The 17,063-nt window shown below is 54.9% G+C and carries 12 protein-coding genes; 3 read left to right on the top strand and 9 right to left on the bottom strand.

Annotated elements, in window-relative coordinates; all coding sequences use genetic code 11:
* The 7 genes from FIL88_RS16470 to FIL88_RS16440 all read right to left on the bottom strand — a co-directional run.
* A partial coding sequence (locus tag FIL88_RS16470; protein WP_142854983.1) for a toxin TcdB middle/N-terminal domain-containing protein occupies window positions 1-3,414 on the bottom strand: 3,414 nt, incomplete at its 3' end.
* A gap of 686 nt (window positions 3,415-4,100) precedes the next feature.
* Window positions 4,101-4,751, bottom strand: coding sequence for an imm11 family protein (locus FIL88_RS16465; RefSeq protein ID WP_185961010.1), 651 nt, complete (start codon window positions 4,749-4,751; stop codon window positions 4,101-4,103).
* Window positions 4,752-5,270, bottom strand: coding sequence for a toxin-activating lysine-acyltransferase (locus FIL88_RS16460; protein ID WP_246066762.1), 519 nt, complete (start codon window positions 5,268-5,270; stop codon window positions 4,752-4,754).
* A 281-nt stretch (window positions 5,271-5,551) separates the two neighbouring features.
* Complete coding sequence (locus tag FIL88_RS16455; protein ID WP_142854980.1) at window positions 5,552-5,944, bottom strand: type II toxin-antitoxin system death-on-curing family toxin; 393 nt, start codon at window positions 5,942-5,944, stop codon at window positions 5,552-5,554.
* On the bottom strand, window positions 5,941-6,168 hold the full coding sequence (locus tag FIL88_RS16450; protein WP_246066761.1) for an AbrB/MazE/SpoVT family DNA-binding domain-containing protein: 228 nt from the start codon (window positions 6,166-6,168) through the stop codon (window positions 5,941-5,943). The genes FIL88_RS16455 and FIL88_RS16450 overlap by 4 nt, the downstream gene beginning before the upstream one ends.
* A gap of 414 nt (window positions 6,169-6,582) precedes the next feature.
* The gene (gene scpB, locus FIL88_RS16445; protein WP_142854978.1) at window positions 6,583-7,164 is read right to left on the bottom strand and encodes an SMC-Scp complex subunit ScpB; all 582 of its coding nucleotides are present in this window, start codon (window positions 7,162-7,164) and stop codon (window positions 6,583-6,585) included.
* Window positions 7,161-8,051, bottom strand: coding sequence for a DUF1403 family protein (locus FIL88_RS16440; RefSeq protein WP_142854977.1), 891 nt, complete (start codon window positions 8,049-8,051; stop codon window positions 7,161-7,163). The genes scpB and FIL88_RS16440 overlap by 4 nt, the downstream gene beginning before the upstream one ends.
* A 126-nt stretch (window positions 8,052-8,177) precedes the next feature.
* On the opposite strand from FIL88_RS16440, the gene FIL88_RS16435 reads away from it, so the two are divergent.
* On the top strand, window positions 8,178-9,296 hold the full coding sequence (locus FIL88_RS16435; RefSeq protein WP_142854976.1) for a tyrosine-type recombinase/integrase: 1,119 nt from the start codon (window positions 8,178-8,180) through the stop codon (window positions 9,294-9,296).
* Between the two features lie 18 nt (window positions 9,297-9,314).
* Here FIL88_RS16435 and FIL88_RS16430 read toward each other — a convergent pair whose 3' ends face one another.
* Both FIL88_RS16430 and FIL88_RS16425 read right to left on the bottom strand, forming a co-directional pair.
* Entirely contained in the window at window positions 9,315-10,406 is a 1,092-nt protein-coding gene (locus FIL88_RS16430) for a ParB/RepB/Spo0J family partition protein (protein WP_142854975.1), read from the bottom strand.
* Complete coding sequence (locus tag FIL88_RS16425) at window positions 10,406-11,791, bottom strand: AAA family ATPase (RefSeq protein WP_142854974.1); 1,386 nt, start codon at window positions 11,789-11,791, stop codon at window positions 10,406-10,408. Before FIL88_RS16425 ends, FIL88_RS16430 begins: the two co-directional genes overlap by 1 nt.
* Window positions 11,792-12,283: 492 nt before the next feature.
* Between FIL88_RS16425 and FIL88_RS16420 the strand changes: the two genes are divergently transcribed.
* Together FIL88_RS16420 and FIL88_RS16415 are read left to right on the top strand one after the other, a co-directional pair.
* A complete protein-coding gene (locus FIL88_RS16420) occupies window positions 12,284-13,468 on the top strand; it encodes a replication initiation protein (RefSeq protein ID WP_142854973.1) in 1,185 nt (394 codons plus the stop codon).
* A gap of 715 nt (window positions 13,469-14,183) precedes the next feature.
* Window positions 14,184-17,063, top strand: a 2,880-nt coding sequence (locus FIL88_RS16415; RefSeq protein WP_246066760.1) for an FG-GAP repeat domain-containing protein, incomplete at its 3' end; no start/stop codon positions are given.

Below are 17,063 nucleotides of genomic sequence, written 5' to 3'. Positions count from 1 at the left end.
AGGCAGATCCCGCCGTACCTCGCGGCAGAACTGATCATACGAGATAGTGGTCACAAGGCCATTCGCGTCGGTAAGCTTTACCGGAGCCTGGCACCGATAGTGCCACGACGTCACAGCCTTCTGACCCAGCGCATTTGTGGATGAAATACGGAACAGGTTCTTGGCAACATCATAGGTATGCGTCGTCTGGTTCCCCAACGGGTCCGTTTCCGTCAGAACATTGCCATAGGCGTCATAAGTGAACTCAGCCCGCGTTGAACGGTGCCCATGCGTAGCGCCACCTGCCCAGGCTTTGACACGCGACAGATTACCCCGGACCGGAGCCTCAGCATCGGTTGCATTCCCATCATAGGTATAGAATTCGGCCTGCAACCAGTTCGATGTATCGCCCCAGGTCACATCCTGACCATTCCCAACGATCTTCCAGTTCGGCTTATTCACAATGTATTTTGCGGTGTTCGGCTTGTAGCCAAACTTAGTAACAACGTCGTCAGCGTTCGGCATCTTTCCACCAAAACCATACTGACGGATAACGGTCGGAGCGCCCCAAAAACTATACTCATACTCGATCCGCTGAGAAATCAGCTTGTTCCACCAACGCGTGCTTTCAACCGTGCTGGTCTTGAAAGATCGGAACGGACGATGACCCTCGACATCCGACCATGTGTTCACAGTATCGCGCCACACCTCATCGCCATAGTACAAGCGCTGGCGCGTGACGTTGCCCTTCATACCCCAATTGTCTTGCGCATATTCAGTGACCAGACGTGGGTTGAGATTTTGCTCCGGAGTTTTGGGCAGAATGGCCGTGACTTTCCCATAGCCCAGCGACTTGCGCAGACCATAATCATACTTGCCACCCGCATATTCATAGCGCATCGTTCTGACCTGGCCAGTCTCACCATTCTTGCGCGCGATCTTGGTGACCAACTGCCGCACGCCCGGGATCTCGCTCACCCCAAAATGCGATGACGGAGAATAGTCTACCTCAATAATCTCACCATCCGGCTCGCGAACCGTCTGCAAGGTTGATAGTAGGCCAGAGCGATTAAAGGCGATCGTTGGCCCCATATGCGGCCCAGAAGAGTAATGGGAAACGACATCCAGCAACCCATTCCCATCAAAGTCGCCTAGACCATAATAGCGATCGAACCAAGACCAATGAGGCGTTTTGACAAAGCCCGCGCCATTCGACAGGAAAACTTGTGCGTGGAGTGGTACACGGACACCATCATCGCCGATTGTTCCATGCCCTTCGTGAAGAACAAGATCGGCTAGTCCGTCACCGTTGATATCAGCAACAGTACTGCGTGATCCGCCATATCCTTTCGAATTAGAATAGACGCCTAGACCGGCCCCCCAACTCCAATCAACAGACGGAGTAAACCTGCGTCCGGTTGATAGCGATACACCAATAATATCAGTGCCGCGTCGATCGTGAATAATCGCGTCAGCTCTCCCATCCCCATTGACATCGCCAAACATCACATCACCGCGGCCATGGTGATGGCTGGCAAATGGTGTGCCGTGCACCAGGTACGAAACAAACTTGTCGCCTTGAAAATCCCAGATGCGGCCTTTCTTTACAACTTCGTCATACCCATCACCGTCAATATCCACAGCCCATGTCTCCCACCAAAAATCAAGTGGAGTCGCTGTATTTCTGTATAAGCCGTCCGAGCGTGACACTTCTTTTGTCACTTTCCCGTCAGCAATACTGTAGAGCCCGGTCGCGGTGATAACTTCGGTGCCTGCGTCGCCAAAAAAATTACCAATCAGAGGTTGGGATGCACGATAATACGCACCATGGTTCCACGCGATCTCGACCAGTTTGGTGTGCGAATCGACATCGCGAGTACTTACGCTTTCTTGACCGTGCGGTTTCAACGTAAACATAAGACGCTTATCGCTGCTTCCGTCAGGACGGGACCAACCTGCAAATGATCTGTTAAGAAAAGCAGCAATGGTCCTAAATACTAGCGCCGGGAGGTTATGGGCGGCATCACTTATGACTTCTCTGTTCGCATTGAAGCTCAGGAGCCGGCTAGGAAGTGTATAGCTGCCCTTCTCTCCGGGATAACCGTGCTTATACTCGAGAAAGATAAGCTCATCACGTCCATCCTGATTCCGATCAACTACCGACATTGACGTATGGAAATCAGTTTCCAAATTCAGCAAGGCAAATTTAAACGGGTCGCCTTCATACTCAAATCTCCATGGGGGCAGATGATCGCCGCCTACGATATGGGGAGTAGAAAGCTCAAGGTCCGTTCCATACTCGGTGACCGATGTCAGCCGACGCGTTTTGGTCCATTTGGTGCGGAAGTGGTTTAACTTATACCCCCGGATCTTCTGGCCACTAGATGCTACAATAATGGATTTCAGGGCAAAGATCTGTTTGCCCATATGTTGCGTGCCGTTCGCGTGGTGAAGCACGTGATCAGAATCCATCTCGTAGTGAAACGAAACGGTATAGTTACCATATTTGATACGGCTCACACGTGGTGTAAAACCAGTGGACAGGTTACCGCCAAAATATTCAATGCTGACAATGTTGGGCGCCGCCTGCGTATCGCGGATCTCCGTTAGAAGCCATTTACGGCGAAACGCGACCTGATGGTAGTCTCCGGTTTTGCCTTTATCCGCCCCTGCAATGTTCCCAACACTTTCATATTTCAAACGGGTCCCGTCGGGACGAAACACGAAGAACACTGTATCTCGATTAAGATCAGTTCCCGTACGCAAAATCTTCAGTCCGCTATCGCGCATGGCAACCATATTGCCACCGGCGCGGCAGCTTGCGTTTGGCGTTTTGGTCTTGAAGGCATCCGGATAGTCCATATTCAAGGGGTTAACAGTGTCCTTGCACCCAAGAAGCTCCATCCCATCCAGCAGGAAGATATCCTGACCATTCACATATGTTGGCGCGCCGTTCCCAACGGACACACGCTCGATCGAGGACAACCCGCCAAGGGACCAACCACGCCCAATGATATCATCAGCACCACCGCGCGACTTGTTTTGCGAATTATAGTTAAGCGACAGGTTCGGCTCTAACCCACGGAACGCCGGGATCTTGATCGGAACCGAATAGCTGAACGCCCCATCCGTCCCAACATTGTTGGGCACGCTAATCGGCGCAAGGCGGGAATTCGTGATGACAGACGCATCCGGCCCATCACCTCCATCCGCGGCGGCCGCATTTGCAACACCCGGGGCGTCAAATTGGTCACTTTCATCTATAAGTGCAGAAGCTGACTCTGTGTTGACTGACACATCTGTTCCGTCACCGCCGTCAGCATCGGTCGCAACAGGGATCGTAATAACCGGAACATCAGACTGACCACCTTCATCTGCAAAGGCCGAAACGGTGAAGGTGAGCAATGCCGCAGTAAAGGTAAGAAATCCACGCATATTGAGGTAACCTTTAGTATATCAACTTTGAGCAGAACAATAGGGCATCAATACACGCCGTCAACCCAAACCAATGCTTGGCTTCGAAATTCCCAGGAGTAGGGCAAGCGCGGAACGCAACCAATCTTAAAGCTCAACACGATGACGTTCCCGGGGTCTCGAAAGGGCCAAATGTCTGGCAACCTCCAGAAGAACTGATTGAGGCAGTGATGAAAGAAATTCCAGATCAAGAAAGAACAAACTCCAGTCCCGTGCTGCAATACCGCCCATCTGCTCACCTCCAAAATATCGTTCAAAAGCAAATGGCTACGACACTTTAAAGTCATTTCACGATTATTCGTTCACAAATGTTCCGAGTTTTGGCCACTTTTGCACGCCCAGACCAGTTCGGGTCGATTTGGGTAGCAGGACGCCATTATTTTTATGTTTGCCCCAAGTCGATCCTGAGATCGCGGGGAAAGCCCCTCGTTCAGATCATCCAAAAATTTGAGGTGCTCCCCCCAAAACGCATCGCCCGTGACATGGGCGCCCTGAAACCCGGATTCCCCGTTCCCGCGTGCCCCAAACAGGTCAAGAAATCCCTTAAAACGTTTGATAGATGCAAAATTTGTCATAACAATATCCAAAATCGCTGATTACGGGTTATGTGAATGTTTTGTAGCTCTGGATCACCAAGCGAAAGTCTCTCAGACTTGCTCGTAATATTTGCCGCCAAGGCCAGATAGATCCGCCTCCGTCAGCGCCTCATGCAGTGCATCACTGACAAATGTGCCGATCGTGTACTTATCATGCCAGACGTGATGAGAGCCAATCTTCTGAGTGTCAAAGATCTTCTTGTATTCCTGCCCGCGGATACGCTTCCACTGCTCATCCTCACCAACTGGCGGCACACATTCATCCTTGGCCAGCGTATCCAGCCGGTTGCAGATGTAAAAACCAAAGCGCTCAAACTGGGCCTTACCGCCCTGTTCAATGGTGATCGGGAAAAACTGATGTACACCGGGTTCAAATCGCTCAACCACATCTTTGAATGCCGCGCTGACGAGCAGCCCACCACCCCAAATGTTGCGTACATCATCGATCGGAAACCCTTTGTTATCCGACACGCGCTTGCGGCGTAAACGGGTCGGCATATGCGTGCCATTCACCGGCCGGCCGCTACCGCCCAAATCAAAGGACACCCGCCAACGCCCATCCGGGCTAGGATCCAACAATTGGATCTTGTCGAGGTCGCCATCGATTGGGGTTAGAGTCTCAACCAGCGGTCCCTGAACGCTCGTTTCGCTATTACCACCTGAAATGTGATAAGCTATTTGTGCTCTCCATTTTAATCGCAATTACGCGACAGGGCCGGCGCCCATTTTTGTTAGTGTTTCTTTATCCACCAGATGCGTGATCACCGGATGCATCCGCAGATCACCATCCTTCACCACATGTTTGAAATTGGCAATTACGCTGGTGGTGGTTTTTGTATCTGGCGCGATGACGTCCAGCAGCCAGTTGATATCGCCGCTGTTCCAGTCCTCCGCCTTCAGGCGGATCGGAAAGTTTCCGCCTTTGATCTGATCGCGGATTTTGGCATCAACCTCGTCCGAGACAGACGCCCAGATCGCCACCCCGGCGATATCCGAAAGGGGGTCTTTTTCCTTGCCGTCTGGATATGCAATCGCCACCCGGTCCCGGATCAAAGGTTCTAATACGAGGTGCTGCAAATCGCCGATGGTTTGATTGCGATAGCGCGGCAGCCCCATCATCGCCATCGTGATTTTCCCAAATGATTCGCGAACATGCGCGCGTACTTCGGCCACCTTCTGCGCGATCGTTGGATCAATTTCCGTTGATTTCTTGGTGTCCACACTGGCCGGTTTTTTGGAACCGTTTGCCTCTGACGCCTTGCTCATTCAATCTTTCCGCGCTCAAACCAGATATTCTTGGTATTTTACTTAACAAAATCCGAACCCCGAACAATCATGGATCGCCAGACGCATACAACCCTTCGGCTTAAGACAGCGTCTTAGGTCTGCCTAGCGGTCGGAACTATTGGTCATTCAGTTCAACAAAGACAGCCTTGCGCGACGGCGGAATTGTCAGGTTGTTTTGATGGCAGGCAGCAGTAGAGCTGATTTTTGAACCTGCTTTAACTCGGGAATGGTGTTGCCGTTTCACTCAGCCAATCTCGAAACGCAGTTTCTGACATTGTATCGGCCGCCAGGTTTTCCATAACCCGAACACCCACAAGCGGGTCGGGACGTAAGTGAAAGCCGTTCAGCCGCATAAATGTTGCTGCAACAACAAATGCAGTGCGCTTGTTGCCATCAGTAAACGCGTGCGCTTTGGCGATCCCGAACGCATATGCTGCGGCGCATGTCATCACATCGGCCTGTTCATACACATATTTGTTCTGCGGGCGCGCATGAGCTGTTTCCAGCAAGCCGGCATCCCGCAGCCCACCCGCTCCGCCATGTCGGGCGATCTGTCTGTCGTGGATTAGATAGACCGCCTGGAGCGGAACCCAGATTGGGTCGTTCATGCAAGCGCCTGCAACAAGTCGCGATTCTCATCCATTACATCCTCAGCCGCTTGCATCGCAGCTGCCAATTCGGGATTGTGAGCCATCAGCCTCATTCCGCCATCATCTGAACGGGCGAGGAAGACACTGTCGCCTTCTTTCACGTCCATAGCGGCCAGAACTTCGCTGGACAGGGTAACAACGGCGGAATTACCGACCTTGCGTATTTTGGTTTCGAACATCATCACGCACCTTATGTATCTACTTTTGTATATACACATCGCGCGCCCAATGTCAATCTCAACCCCGCAGCGGATGCCGCCCACTATTCTTAACATCGACCAAATGCGTGCTATTTGCTCGGCAAGAACTGAACGGCTGTTTGGCTTTACGAACGATCCAAAAAAGTTTGTGTCGGGGTGTCCCAAACGTTGCATCAATGGCCACCCCGATTTCTACTTAACTTGTAGTTAATCGCGACGTTGCCATTACGGCCTTAAAAAAGTTTGTATTTGGGGTGCGCAGATTGCTGAGTTTCTCGCTTTTCTGAACCCACAACATATAAGTTTCCCCCAGACGTTAAGTGTCGACCTCGCTCATCCGAACCCGCCGGACACGCGCAACCAGAGCTTCAAATCCACAATATTAGGGGAAGCCCCCTATCCCATCCCAGCGTCTTGCATCTGTTCTTGATCCGGTAAGTCATGAAGCGTTTCCAAATCGAATGCTGCCAGGAAGTGATCGGTGGTGACATAGGTGTACGGCGCGCCACGGCGGGGCGCGCGGGGGCCGGTGGCGATCAGATTGCGTTCATACAGCCGACCGATCAGGTCGCGGCTAATCTCTTTCCCAAAAATATCTTTCAATCCGTCCCGTGTGATTGGCTGATGATAGGCAATAGCCGCCAGCACCGCGATATCGAACTCGCCAAGGTTAGACACCTGATCCCCCACATCCGCTGCGACGTGAATTACCGAGGCAAGGACCGGACGGGTGCGCAACATCCAACTGTCGGCCACCTTTACCACCTCGAAGGCGTGACCCTCTAGACTGGCAGACAGATCATCAACGAGAAGCTCGACCGATATGTCGCCCACCACACGCGCCAGATCCGCGCGCGGGACGGGGCGGGCGCTGGCGAACAGAACCGCCTCGATCCGGCGCATCCATTCGCGCCAGCGCAATTCTGGCGGCAGATCCGCCAGAAGCCGATCGAAAATAGGTGCGTCTTGGGACGTCATGGTGCGATCCCATACAGGCGGAAAGTGTCGCGGCCCGTCAGCTCGCGCACAGCACCAAGAGCAACCAGCCGGTCGCACAGACGGCGGGCGGCGCGGTCGGGCATGGGCAGCGACATCGGGGCGACCGCATCTTGGGTCAGAAAGCATTCAAGCGCAGCCTCCGCCTGCTTCGCGCGCAGTTTTGGGGACACGGCAGACACATGCGCGGCGCGGCGGGATAGGTCCTGCATCAGCGGCAAAATGTCTTTCGCAGCGCGCAGGATGGCGTGGTGGCATGCCATATGTAATTCCGCACCCCGTTTACGAAGATCAGCGCGGGTCAGCGCGACGGACAGACACGGCAAAAGATGATCCAATCCAATTGCGCGCGCCAGCGCGGCATCCGCAAAGATCAACGCGGTGGAGTCCGCCTGCGGGGCGTCGGTCAAAACAGCTTCCAGCACCTGCGCAGCACGGGGGATCGCCCCTCCCTGCCCTGCATCCATCCACGTCACAACCTGCACCGGCGTAAGCTTAGGAACGGCGCGGGCCAGAGATTTGACCGAGAGCGGCCGCGCGACCGCGCGCTGCCAGCTTTGCGCAACTGCACCTGCCGGACCGGGCAGGTCGCCGGGCCGTAGCAGAAGAACTTCATCGCGCAGCTCCCCTGCCCTTTCGGGGCGGCCTGTGATCTGCATCGAAACCTCAGCCGCACGCAGCGCCAGACGCGCCCGCACCAAGGCACCGGGGGTCTGGGGATGGTGTAAGGCAATATGCAGATAAGACAGCGCGGCTCCTGACAAAAAAGCCATGTCATCAAGGGTTTCAGCGCGCGCTCCCGTGATCCAGCGCGGAAGTTGGGCGGGGGTTTTGCTGTCGTATGCGCAGAGGATCAGGCCATCGGTCATGCTGGAACCCTAGATCACTACGGCGCTTTATGCCATATATTATCCGCAAAACCGCCTCTATTTGTAATTCTCCATAATGTCCGATAAGTTTGTATTATCGGACATATTTGGTGTAGGCTCAGAGGCATGAGTGAAACGCAAGAAAACCAGCCTCCAAAGGCCGATAAATCGACCCCATCGCCCTTTGATACATCGGATGAAACTCAACGCGACGAGAGAGAGCATGTGGGCAGTGATCCAATCACCCTGCCTTCGCATGTAGCAGGCTCCGGCACGCTCCATCGGTTGGTTGAGAATGCCCGCGACTACGCCAAGGCCTCGACAGCCGAGAACACCAACAAGGCTTATACGGCCGACTGGAAACACTTTGTGCGCTGGTGCAGGTTAAAGGGCACCGACCCCCTGCCTCCATCACCTGAGATGATCGGCCTCTACCTGACCGACCTCGCCGCTCCGACAGGTCCCTCCCCTGCCCTTTCCGTCACGACGATTGAGCGCCGCCTGTCCGGGCTTGCCTGGAACTATGCGCAGCGCGGGTTACTGCTGGATCGCAAGAATCGCCATATCGCCACCGTGCTGGCCGGGATCAAGCGCAAGCATGCGCGACCGCCAACGCAGAAAGAAGCGATCCTGCCCGAAGATATTCTGGCCATGGTCGCCATCCTTCCCTTCGATCTGCGCGGGCTTCGGGACCGGGCCATTTTGCTTTTGGGATATGCTGGCGGGTTGCGGCGATCCGAGATTGTCAGCCTAGATGTGGGCCGGGACGACACCATCGACCCTAGCGGCTGGATCGACATTCAGGATGCCGGAGCGGTCTTGACCCTGAACGCCAAGACCGGCTGGCGCGAGGTCGAAATCGGGCGCGGATCCTCAAAGCTGACCTGTCCGGTCCATGCGCTGGAACAATGGCTGCAGTTTTCTAAAATCGATTTCGGGCCGGTGTTCGTTCGGACGTCGCGTGATGGCAAACGCCCCCTGGAAGCGCGCCTGTCAGACAAACACGTCGCCCGCCTCATCAAGCACACCGTTCTGAAATCCGGTATTCGCGCAGACCTAGCTGAAAAAGATCGCCTCGCCCTATTTTCAGGCCACAGTTTGCGTGCTGGCCTTGCCAGTTCAGCAGAGATCGATGAGCGCTACGTCCAGAAACATCTGGGGCATGCATCCGCCGAAATGACCCGTCGCTATCAACGCCGCCGCGACCGGTTCCGGGTGAACCTGACAAAGGCCGCGGGGCTGTAGGTTTCGCTGCGAAACCGATCAGGGTTTCTCGAGCCAGTGCTCCATCTCGCGGATCAAAGCGTCGACCATTTCGGCATCCGCTTTGCGACCTTCCAAACGGATCAGGTAGCCCTGCCCGTCATGTTCACGCCGCAGGACAAACCCGGTCGACGTGCGCACCGCAGGTCCGCTTTCGCGTTTGCCCGGCGCGGTCTTTGGGCGTCCACCACGCGATGTGTCGCGCGGCTCGGCTTCATAGCTTTCGATGACGCTTTCCAAAAGATCCCATTCGGACCGCGCATCCACACCCTGCCCTTCGGCCAGCAAATTGCGGATATCACTTTCGGCCCCCGCACGCAGCGCACTGGCCAATCGCAGGCCCTGGCGCTCGGTCAGCTTCTCGGGAAAGCTCAGCATGTCCCCAAGTGCTTCGAACACCATGGCAAAGGACCGGACCTTCGACCGCTTGGCTTTTGACGCCGTTGCGAACAGCTGATCCACCGCAGCCTCGACCGTCTCGAAAATCCCGTTCTGCGCCGAGATCACCGCGATCCGACCGCGCTCGAAATGGCTGAGATCGGCGCGAACTTCATTCTCTTCCACCATCGCCACGAAGGCATCCGGCAAGGTCTCGGGCAGTTTGACCAGCGCCTTGACGTTCGAGAATTTGGCGTCACCCGTGGCGCCAAACAGACCACGCATCGCCAGCACCCGGCGATAGCCCGAAATGATCCCATAGACCAGATCGCCCTGTGGATTGCTCAACTCGTACAGCTCGACCGGGAGGCGCAGGCCATTGGCACGGATCGAGGCGCGAAGTTCTTCCATTTCTGCTTCGTCCACGGCGATGCGGTCGCGCACCATGTCTTCGCTGTCGATCTGATCAAGCGGGACCTCGACCATGACCAGACCTTTGTCCTGCGCATCGCGCAGCTGTTCGGCATCGGCTTTATCCTTGGCGATGGCGCTGCGCGCTTCCGCGGGTAGAACTTCGGCCTGTTGGGCCGCTTCGGCAGCCACCTGAGCGATGGGCGCCATTGCGGATTTGCGCAGGGTTTCGCTGCGAAACTCTTCTTCGATCCGGTTCAGATCATCAGCGCTTGGCGCCACAAGTTTACGTCGTTTCGCCATCACTCACCTCCTTCTTCAGCCATCTGAAGATCACGCCACCAGCAGCCAAGGATCAGTTCTTTCACCTCGGCCCACGTGCGGTCGAACGTCTCGCGTCCGCGGACATAGGTGTCGCGGTTGAACTCGCGATAATCAGCCTCGTAGATCCCATTCACCTGCTCACCGGCTTGGCCGACCATGGCGGTCATCTCTTGCCGGTAGGTCGTCATGAAGTCGCCGAAATAAGCTTGGATCACATTCGCCAGATCGGTCTGCTGGGCGGCATCGAATCGAGTGATCAACGCGCGTACCGCGTCCCATTCGAAGCGCATTTCTTCCAGCCCGTGTTGTCGGCGCATGGCATTCTCGCCATCCTCGATCGAGGCGAAGGTCGAATAGAGCATATCGAAGAAACGGCCGGTCGAGTCGAATTCCAGAAACGACGCGCCCAGAGGGATCAACAGGATATCGGCGGCGGCCAGCGCATTGATGGTCAGATAGCCGAGGGCAGGGGGGGTATCCAAGATGATGATATCATATTCCTGATACAGCCCTTCATCCTCAAGGAAGCCAGACAGCGCATCCCATAGCGGCCAGGACTGCATCTGCATCCGCCAGACGGGAACCTGGAACTCCGCCCAATAAAGGTTCAGCTGGGCGCCGATCAGATCAATATTGGGCCAGTGGGTTTTTTGGATGACCTGTTTCGCAGCGAAACCCAATGCCTCGGTCAGGGTTTCGTCCAGCGGGATTGGTGCCTGCCCGGCCGCGGCGCGAACCTCGTTCTCTGCGGCGACATGCTGGGCGTAGTGTTTGGCCATGAGCGGGAAGGCGGTCTGCCATTCATCCTCGACCTGACCACCCATGATCGAGGTCATCGACCCCTGGCTGTCCAGATCGATCACCAGCACCCGGTAGCCATCAAGTGCCGCGGACATCGCCAGATGCGCGGCGGTCGAGGTCTTTCCAACCCCGCCTTTGAAGTTCGCCACCGAGATGACCTTGGCGTCGACGCCCTCGGGCCGATAGGGGCGGTATTCGCGGGTGGATACGCCCTCGGAGGCAAAGTGGTCGCGCAGCTTCAAAACATCCTCAAGCGTGAACCATTTCGCGCCGCCTTCACCCTCGCCCTGCGGCAGGCTTTCGTTCTGTTTCAAAACCCTGCGAAAATGGGCGGGCGCAACGGGGATTAAATATTTGCAGATCTCCCAGACCGAAAAACGGCGCAACCGTTTATTACCATCCGGCGCATAGCCGCGTTTGGCAAGATCATCACGACCCTTCGATGCGAAGGCAGCCGCTTTGGCGAATCGGGCTGTGCTGATAGGATCAGTCAGCTTCTTGGCGGCCTCCTCGGGGTTGATGTTGAAATACGGTGGGGGAGGTGTCTTGGGTGGTTGTGCCATCTGCTCTTTGCCATATTTGCTGTTTAAACGCTTATACGCGCAAACCTCGCACATTGCGGATGAGATGGGAACGTCAATTTGGTTTCGCAGCGAAACTTCTTCCGAAAAGGCATCACCAAACTTGTATTTTGTTTAAGTACTTTAAGATCTTTGGGTCCCGATAATCCAACAATAACAAGTATCTAAGTGCCTTGCGGTACCCGTTCTCAGGGTTATAGGTGCCAGTATACGGGATCAACGGATCCGATTCGCGGGGCAAAGGACTCCAAAGGCCGGGAAATCGGGTGCCGGGATTCAGGACGGGGCCAAAACCCACCAGATACACGCGATATCGCTGATTTTGTCGCCCTCGCGCTCCTGTATGTGGGTTCCTTAAATAGTAAAGGTACCCGTTTTCAGGGGGCACCGTCCCGTAGATAGGCACCCATAGGAAGATTGAGTTTGGGTGCCAAATATGTAATATTTGCGAAAACCCAAAACGGGACCGAGCAGATGAATACCCCCTCGAACACGCGGCTAACCGGCGCGTTGAAACGTGAGAGCGTGAAGAAGAACGTGGCGGCGATCCACGTGTCGGGAAAGCTGTCGCTGTTGCAGCGGAAGCTGTCCAACGTGCTGCTGCTGAATGCCTATGACACGCTGACCAGTCAGAGCAGCCACCGGATTGATGCACAGGCCTTGTGCCTGATGATTGGCTATAACTCGAATGACGTTGAAACGCTGAAGACGGCGCTGCGCGGGTTGGCCGAGACGGTTGCCGAATGGGATATGCTGGATGAAGCCGGGCGTCAGGAATGGGGGGTCTCGGCACTGTTGTCTTATGCCAAGTTGAAAGGGGGCGTGTGTGAATATGCATACTCTCCTGCGCTGGCCGAGAAGCTGCATGACCCCAAAGTCTTTGCATTGATCAATCTAAACATTCAACGGCAGTTTACGGGCGGGCATGCGTTGGCGCTGTACGAGAACTGTTTTCGTTTCGTGAAGACCGGATCCACCGGCTGGTGGGATCTGGATATCTTCCGGCGGCTGATGGGGGTCGATGGCTCGGACTATTATCAAAGCTACAAACATCTGAACGCGAAGGTGATCAAACCTGCGGTGGCCGAGATCAACAAAGTGTCGGACATTATCGTGGAACCCGAGACGCGCAAGATGGGCCGCGCGGTCAGCCATATCCGCTTCCTGATCCGCCGAAACCCGCAGCTGGCCATTCTGAATATAGATGATGGCGAGGGCGTCCGCGCATCCCAGACCTATGCGCGTCTGATGGGGCTGGGCGTTAGCGACCGGTTGGCGCGGCAATGGATTGCCGAACATGGCGAGGATTACGTCACCGAGAAGATCGACTATGTCGCAGGACAAGCGCAGGTGCGAAGTCCGGCAAAATACCTAAGCCGTGCGATCAACGAGGATTTCGTCGCCACCGAAGCGCCGCAGACGGGCGGGGCGTCCACCCCCGAGATCAAGCAGCGCTCGGCCAAGCTTCGGCGCGTGCAGGAATTGGTCCAAAGTCGTAGCCCCACCCAGCGGGATGCGGACAAGCGCTTGTTCATGAGCCAGCTGACCGAAGACGCAGCACGTCTGGACTTCGAAAACCATGGCTGGATGTCTGCATTGAACGCAGAAGCGATTTTCGCGTTTTGGGACGAGCTGGTGCCCGAGGATTCCACCGGGTAACTCCAAGAGCGAGGCTGTGGCGTCAAACCTGCGCTGAGACGAGCGGGCCTTTAGTGTTCTTGTTCGATATCGATCGGTAACAGGGCCGAGTATACCAACGTTTGGTTGGCGTGCTCTCGCATCATCGCTTCGGCGCGTTTGAGGTCATTTTCAGCACTGCCTGCACCTGACTCACCATTCGGTAGACCCAAGGCCAGCTGTGCGCAAACTTTCAATTGGACCACTCAAGTGCAGCAGGTCGGGACAGATCAGTACGCATAGATCCTGTTCTGCACTCGGGGCGCGCGCATCCTTTAGGTTGACGTGGGTAAATGGAACTCTATTTATGATGAAAAATAATTATCCTAAAGGCTTTCGTCACATGCGTGGACTCTTGGCAATTGCCGCCTTTGTCGCCCTTACATTCACAGCATTCGCGGAGGAAGATGAGGGTCCGGATCCTTCGGTCATCACCAATGGCCGTCAAGCGCCGTTGAGCGTTCCCAACAATGTTGGAACGGATGGGGCGTTCAGCTATTCGGTTCCGATCAAGATCCCGGCGTTCCGTGGGTTAGAGCCGAACCTGTCGCTTAACTATAATTCGCAAAACAAGTCGCGCGGCGGGGCTGAGGATACGATTGGGCGGGGCTGGTCGCTTGGTGGATTGTCCACAATCGAACGTGTATCGGTCGGCAATGGCGCACCGACATACCAGAACGGGAAGGATATCTTCTTGTTGGATGGGGTTGAACTGCTTGGGTGCAGGGGCAGTGGGGCGACCAATCCTATGCTGCAAGGTTATCCCGACAAATATATGACCAACACCCCAAGCGCGAGCTGTAAGTCTGGGGGCAAATTTGTCGCCATGCGCGATCAGGGGCTTAAGATCCACAGAGCGGGTAACGATCAGGATCGAACCACCCATTTCTTGGTCTATCGCCCAGATGGCACCCGGTTGAAATATGAAAGCGTGGGGGCGCTGGCAGGCGCCAAGAAAAATGGGGATCCGACATATATTCGCGTTGCGTGGAGACGGAAATGGGTTCTGACCGAAATCAGGGATACCCAAGCAACGCCAAATGTTGTCGAGATCACATATCTACCAGGGTCAGAAGCGACGGCGTTCACACCCCGGGTGAAGTCGATCAATTATGCCGGTTACAGCACAAGCTTTAGCTACGTTGATGTGAGCGGATCACACCCAGTTCTGAAATTCGCAACTGGGACGGGGAACATGGGCTGGCAACAGAACCGGCTGAAATCCATTGTTGTGAAGAACTGGAACGACAACATCAGGGCGTATCGGCTGACCCACACGACATCAGCGCTGACGCGTTCGCATCTTCTGGCGTCGGTGACAGAATTTGGCAGCGACTTCATAAAGGATGGGGCACATATTACCGGCGGCAGCTCGCTGCCGCGTTGGACGTTCGACTATACTGGTGATGATCATAAGTTTCACTGGAAACCGGTAAACGCCAATTTCCACACCTCGATGTCGGTGATCGATCGCAACGGCGACGGGCGTGATGAACTAATTTTCTTGAAGTATAGCAAGGCGACCAATCCAAGCTATACTCTACCAAATCGTCGGATAGTGTTTGCCACTGATCGAACAGTGGTTGCTAATGTGGGTACAAGTCTACCGCCTGTGTATTCTAATAGCTCAGGTTCGCGATCTTTTGCGGGATGGTCCAGGCGGGACAATTCCACCGGCGCCTTTACATTTATCACATCCAGTGGAGGCAGCGGATCTGCTGAGGGAATTAGAGATAATCACGTAAATTTGCGACAAATCTCTACCGTGCCGAACAGCGGACGCTTTTTGATCGGAAATTTTGCTGGTGATCCTGAAACGGAAGTCATCTGGAAAAACAATTTCTACAACCTTGATGATAGCAAACTTGTCCGTGCACCCAACCATTCTTATCGCTTATTTGAGGGTATGGCGGAACCTCTTAGAATCGCGCGCGAAACCTGGACAGCGGATGTTGATGGTGATGGATATGACGAGATCATCCAAGAAGAACGCATCTGGGATCATCGAGAAGGGGGATTCGTATCCTATGCAATCGATGAACGTGCTTTCGATGGCTACCGTCTGAACCGTGGTGAGGTTCGGTTCGGTGATGTCAATGGTGATGGCAAAGCAGATCTGATTGTACATGATCGCCGGAATAAAGACCGCATCGGGGTATCCTTGTCCACTGGTGTGGGCTTTAAAATCGTAGACTGGAGCTGGGGTGGTCATCTTGGGATTGACTTCGATTCGAAAGGCTACGGAGGCGCTCGCAGCACGCTCGCTGATATCAATGGTGATGGGCTGGCGGATCTTGTTGTGCAACGTGGCCATGCCAAGTCAGACGGCGTGCCCGGCGCACCTAAAGGGTCAATGAAACCCCAACGCGGGCATATTTTCCTTTCGACTGGAGAGCGGTTTAGAAAGACGACTAAGGGCACCGGGTTCAACAGCTTCTTTGGCTTTGGGGATTTCGACGGCGACGGTCGTTTGGATGTTGTCTTCCGCGACACCAGCAGGAATGATCGCAGGTCGACGATTGCGTTCAACGCCTCGGGCCTTCATTCGACGTTAAAGACGGTGACCGAGCCGGATGGCGAGGTGATCAATGTCAGCTATAAACCGTCGTCTCATTTTGGGGTGAGCGAGATCCCTGGCGTGCGTCAGCTGGTTTCGAGGATCACCCGCAAGAATGGTGCGGATGGCAATGCGCCACGCGTCACCACGTATGAATACGCGGGTGGCAAGTTCCAACATAACCTGCGCAAGTCACTGGGCTATGCGACGATCACCGCCATTCTGCCCAAAATCCCAGGGGAAGATGTTAACCCACGTCTGGTCACTGAATATGCGCAAAACAACTGGGGTGTGAAAGGCAACATCACGCGCCAGCGTCTCTATCATAGTGATGTCATCCAGCGCGAAACAGTCAACACCTGGTCGCTGGTGGGTGGCAAGCGCCCTTATCGTTCGTTCAAAACCAGCTCTAAGGAAAGCACACTTTGGGGTGATGATCTGATCTCGAAGCGGACCGAGTATGAGTACAATCAGTGGGGGTCTCCGACGATCATCCGGCATTTTGGCCTGAATGGCACGGATGATGACGCGGATAACTTCATGACGAAGTTCGTGTATACCCCTAACCTCAATAAATACATCGTCAACAAGCCCCGCTGGAAGATGTTCGGTAACACGCATGACATCGCATCCGGGGATGCCAGTAAATGGTTAAGCGCTGAGTGGTATACCTTTGATGGCAGCGCGGACCGCACTGACGCACCCACTTACGGCAATGTCACGCGCGTCGAAACCTGGGCGGGCGGAGATGTCGCTGATCGCCGTATACAGGCCGAGCTCGACTATGACGCTTATGGCAATGTAGTTCTTGAGCGGGACGCAAAGGGGAATGAAACCACCCATACCTATGATGCGAACAAGCACCTGTTCCGCACCTCATCTGCGAATGCGAAATCGCAGATTGTGCAGACGTTGTGGGATGCGGGATGCCAAGCCCCACTGACCACGACAGATCCCAACGGTCTTGTCACGGCAGTTAGCCATGATGTGCATTGCCGCGAGGTACGGCGGGATCTGCCT

Origin of the sequence: Aliiroseovarius halocynthiae (assembly GCF_007004645.1) — a bacterium.
Lineage (GTDB): Bacteria > Pseudomonadota > Alphaproteobacteria > Rhodobacterales > Rhodobacteraceae > Aliiroseovarius > Aliiroseovarius halocynthiae.
Note: the sequence above shows the minus strand (reverse complement) of the source record. Positions and strands in the feature narration are given on the sequence as shown.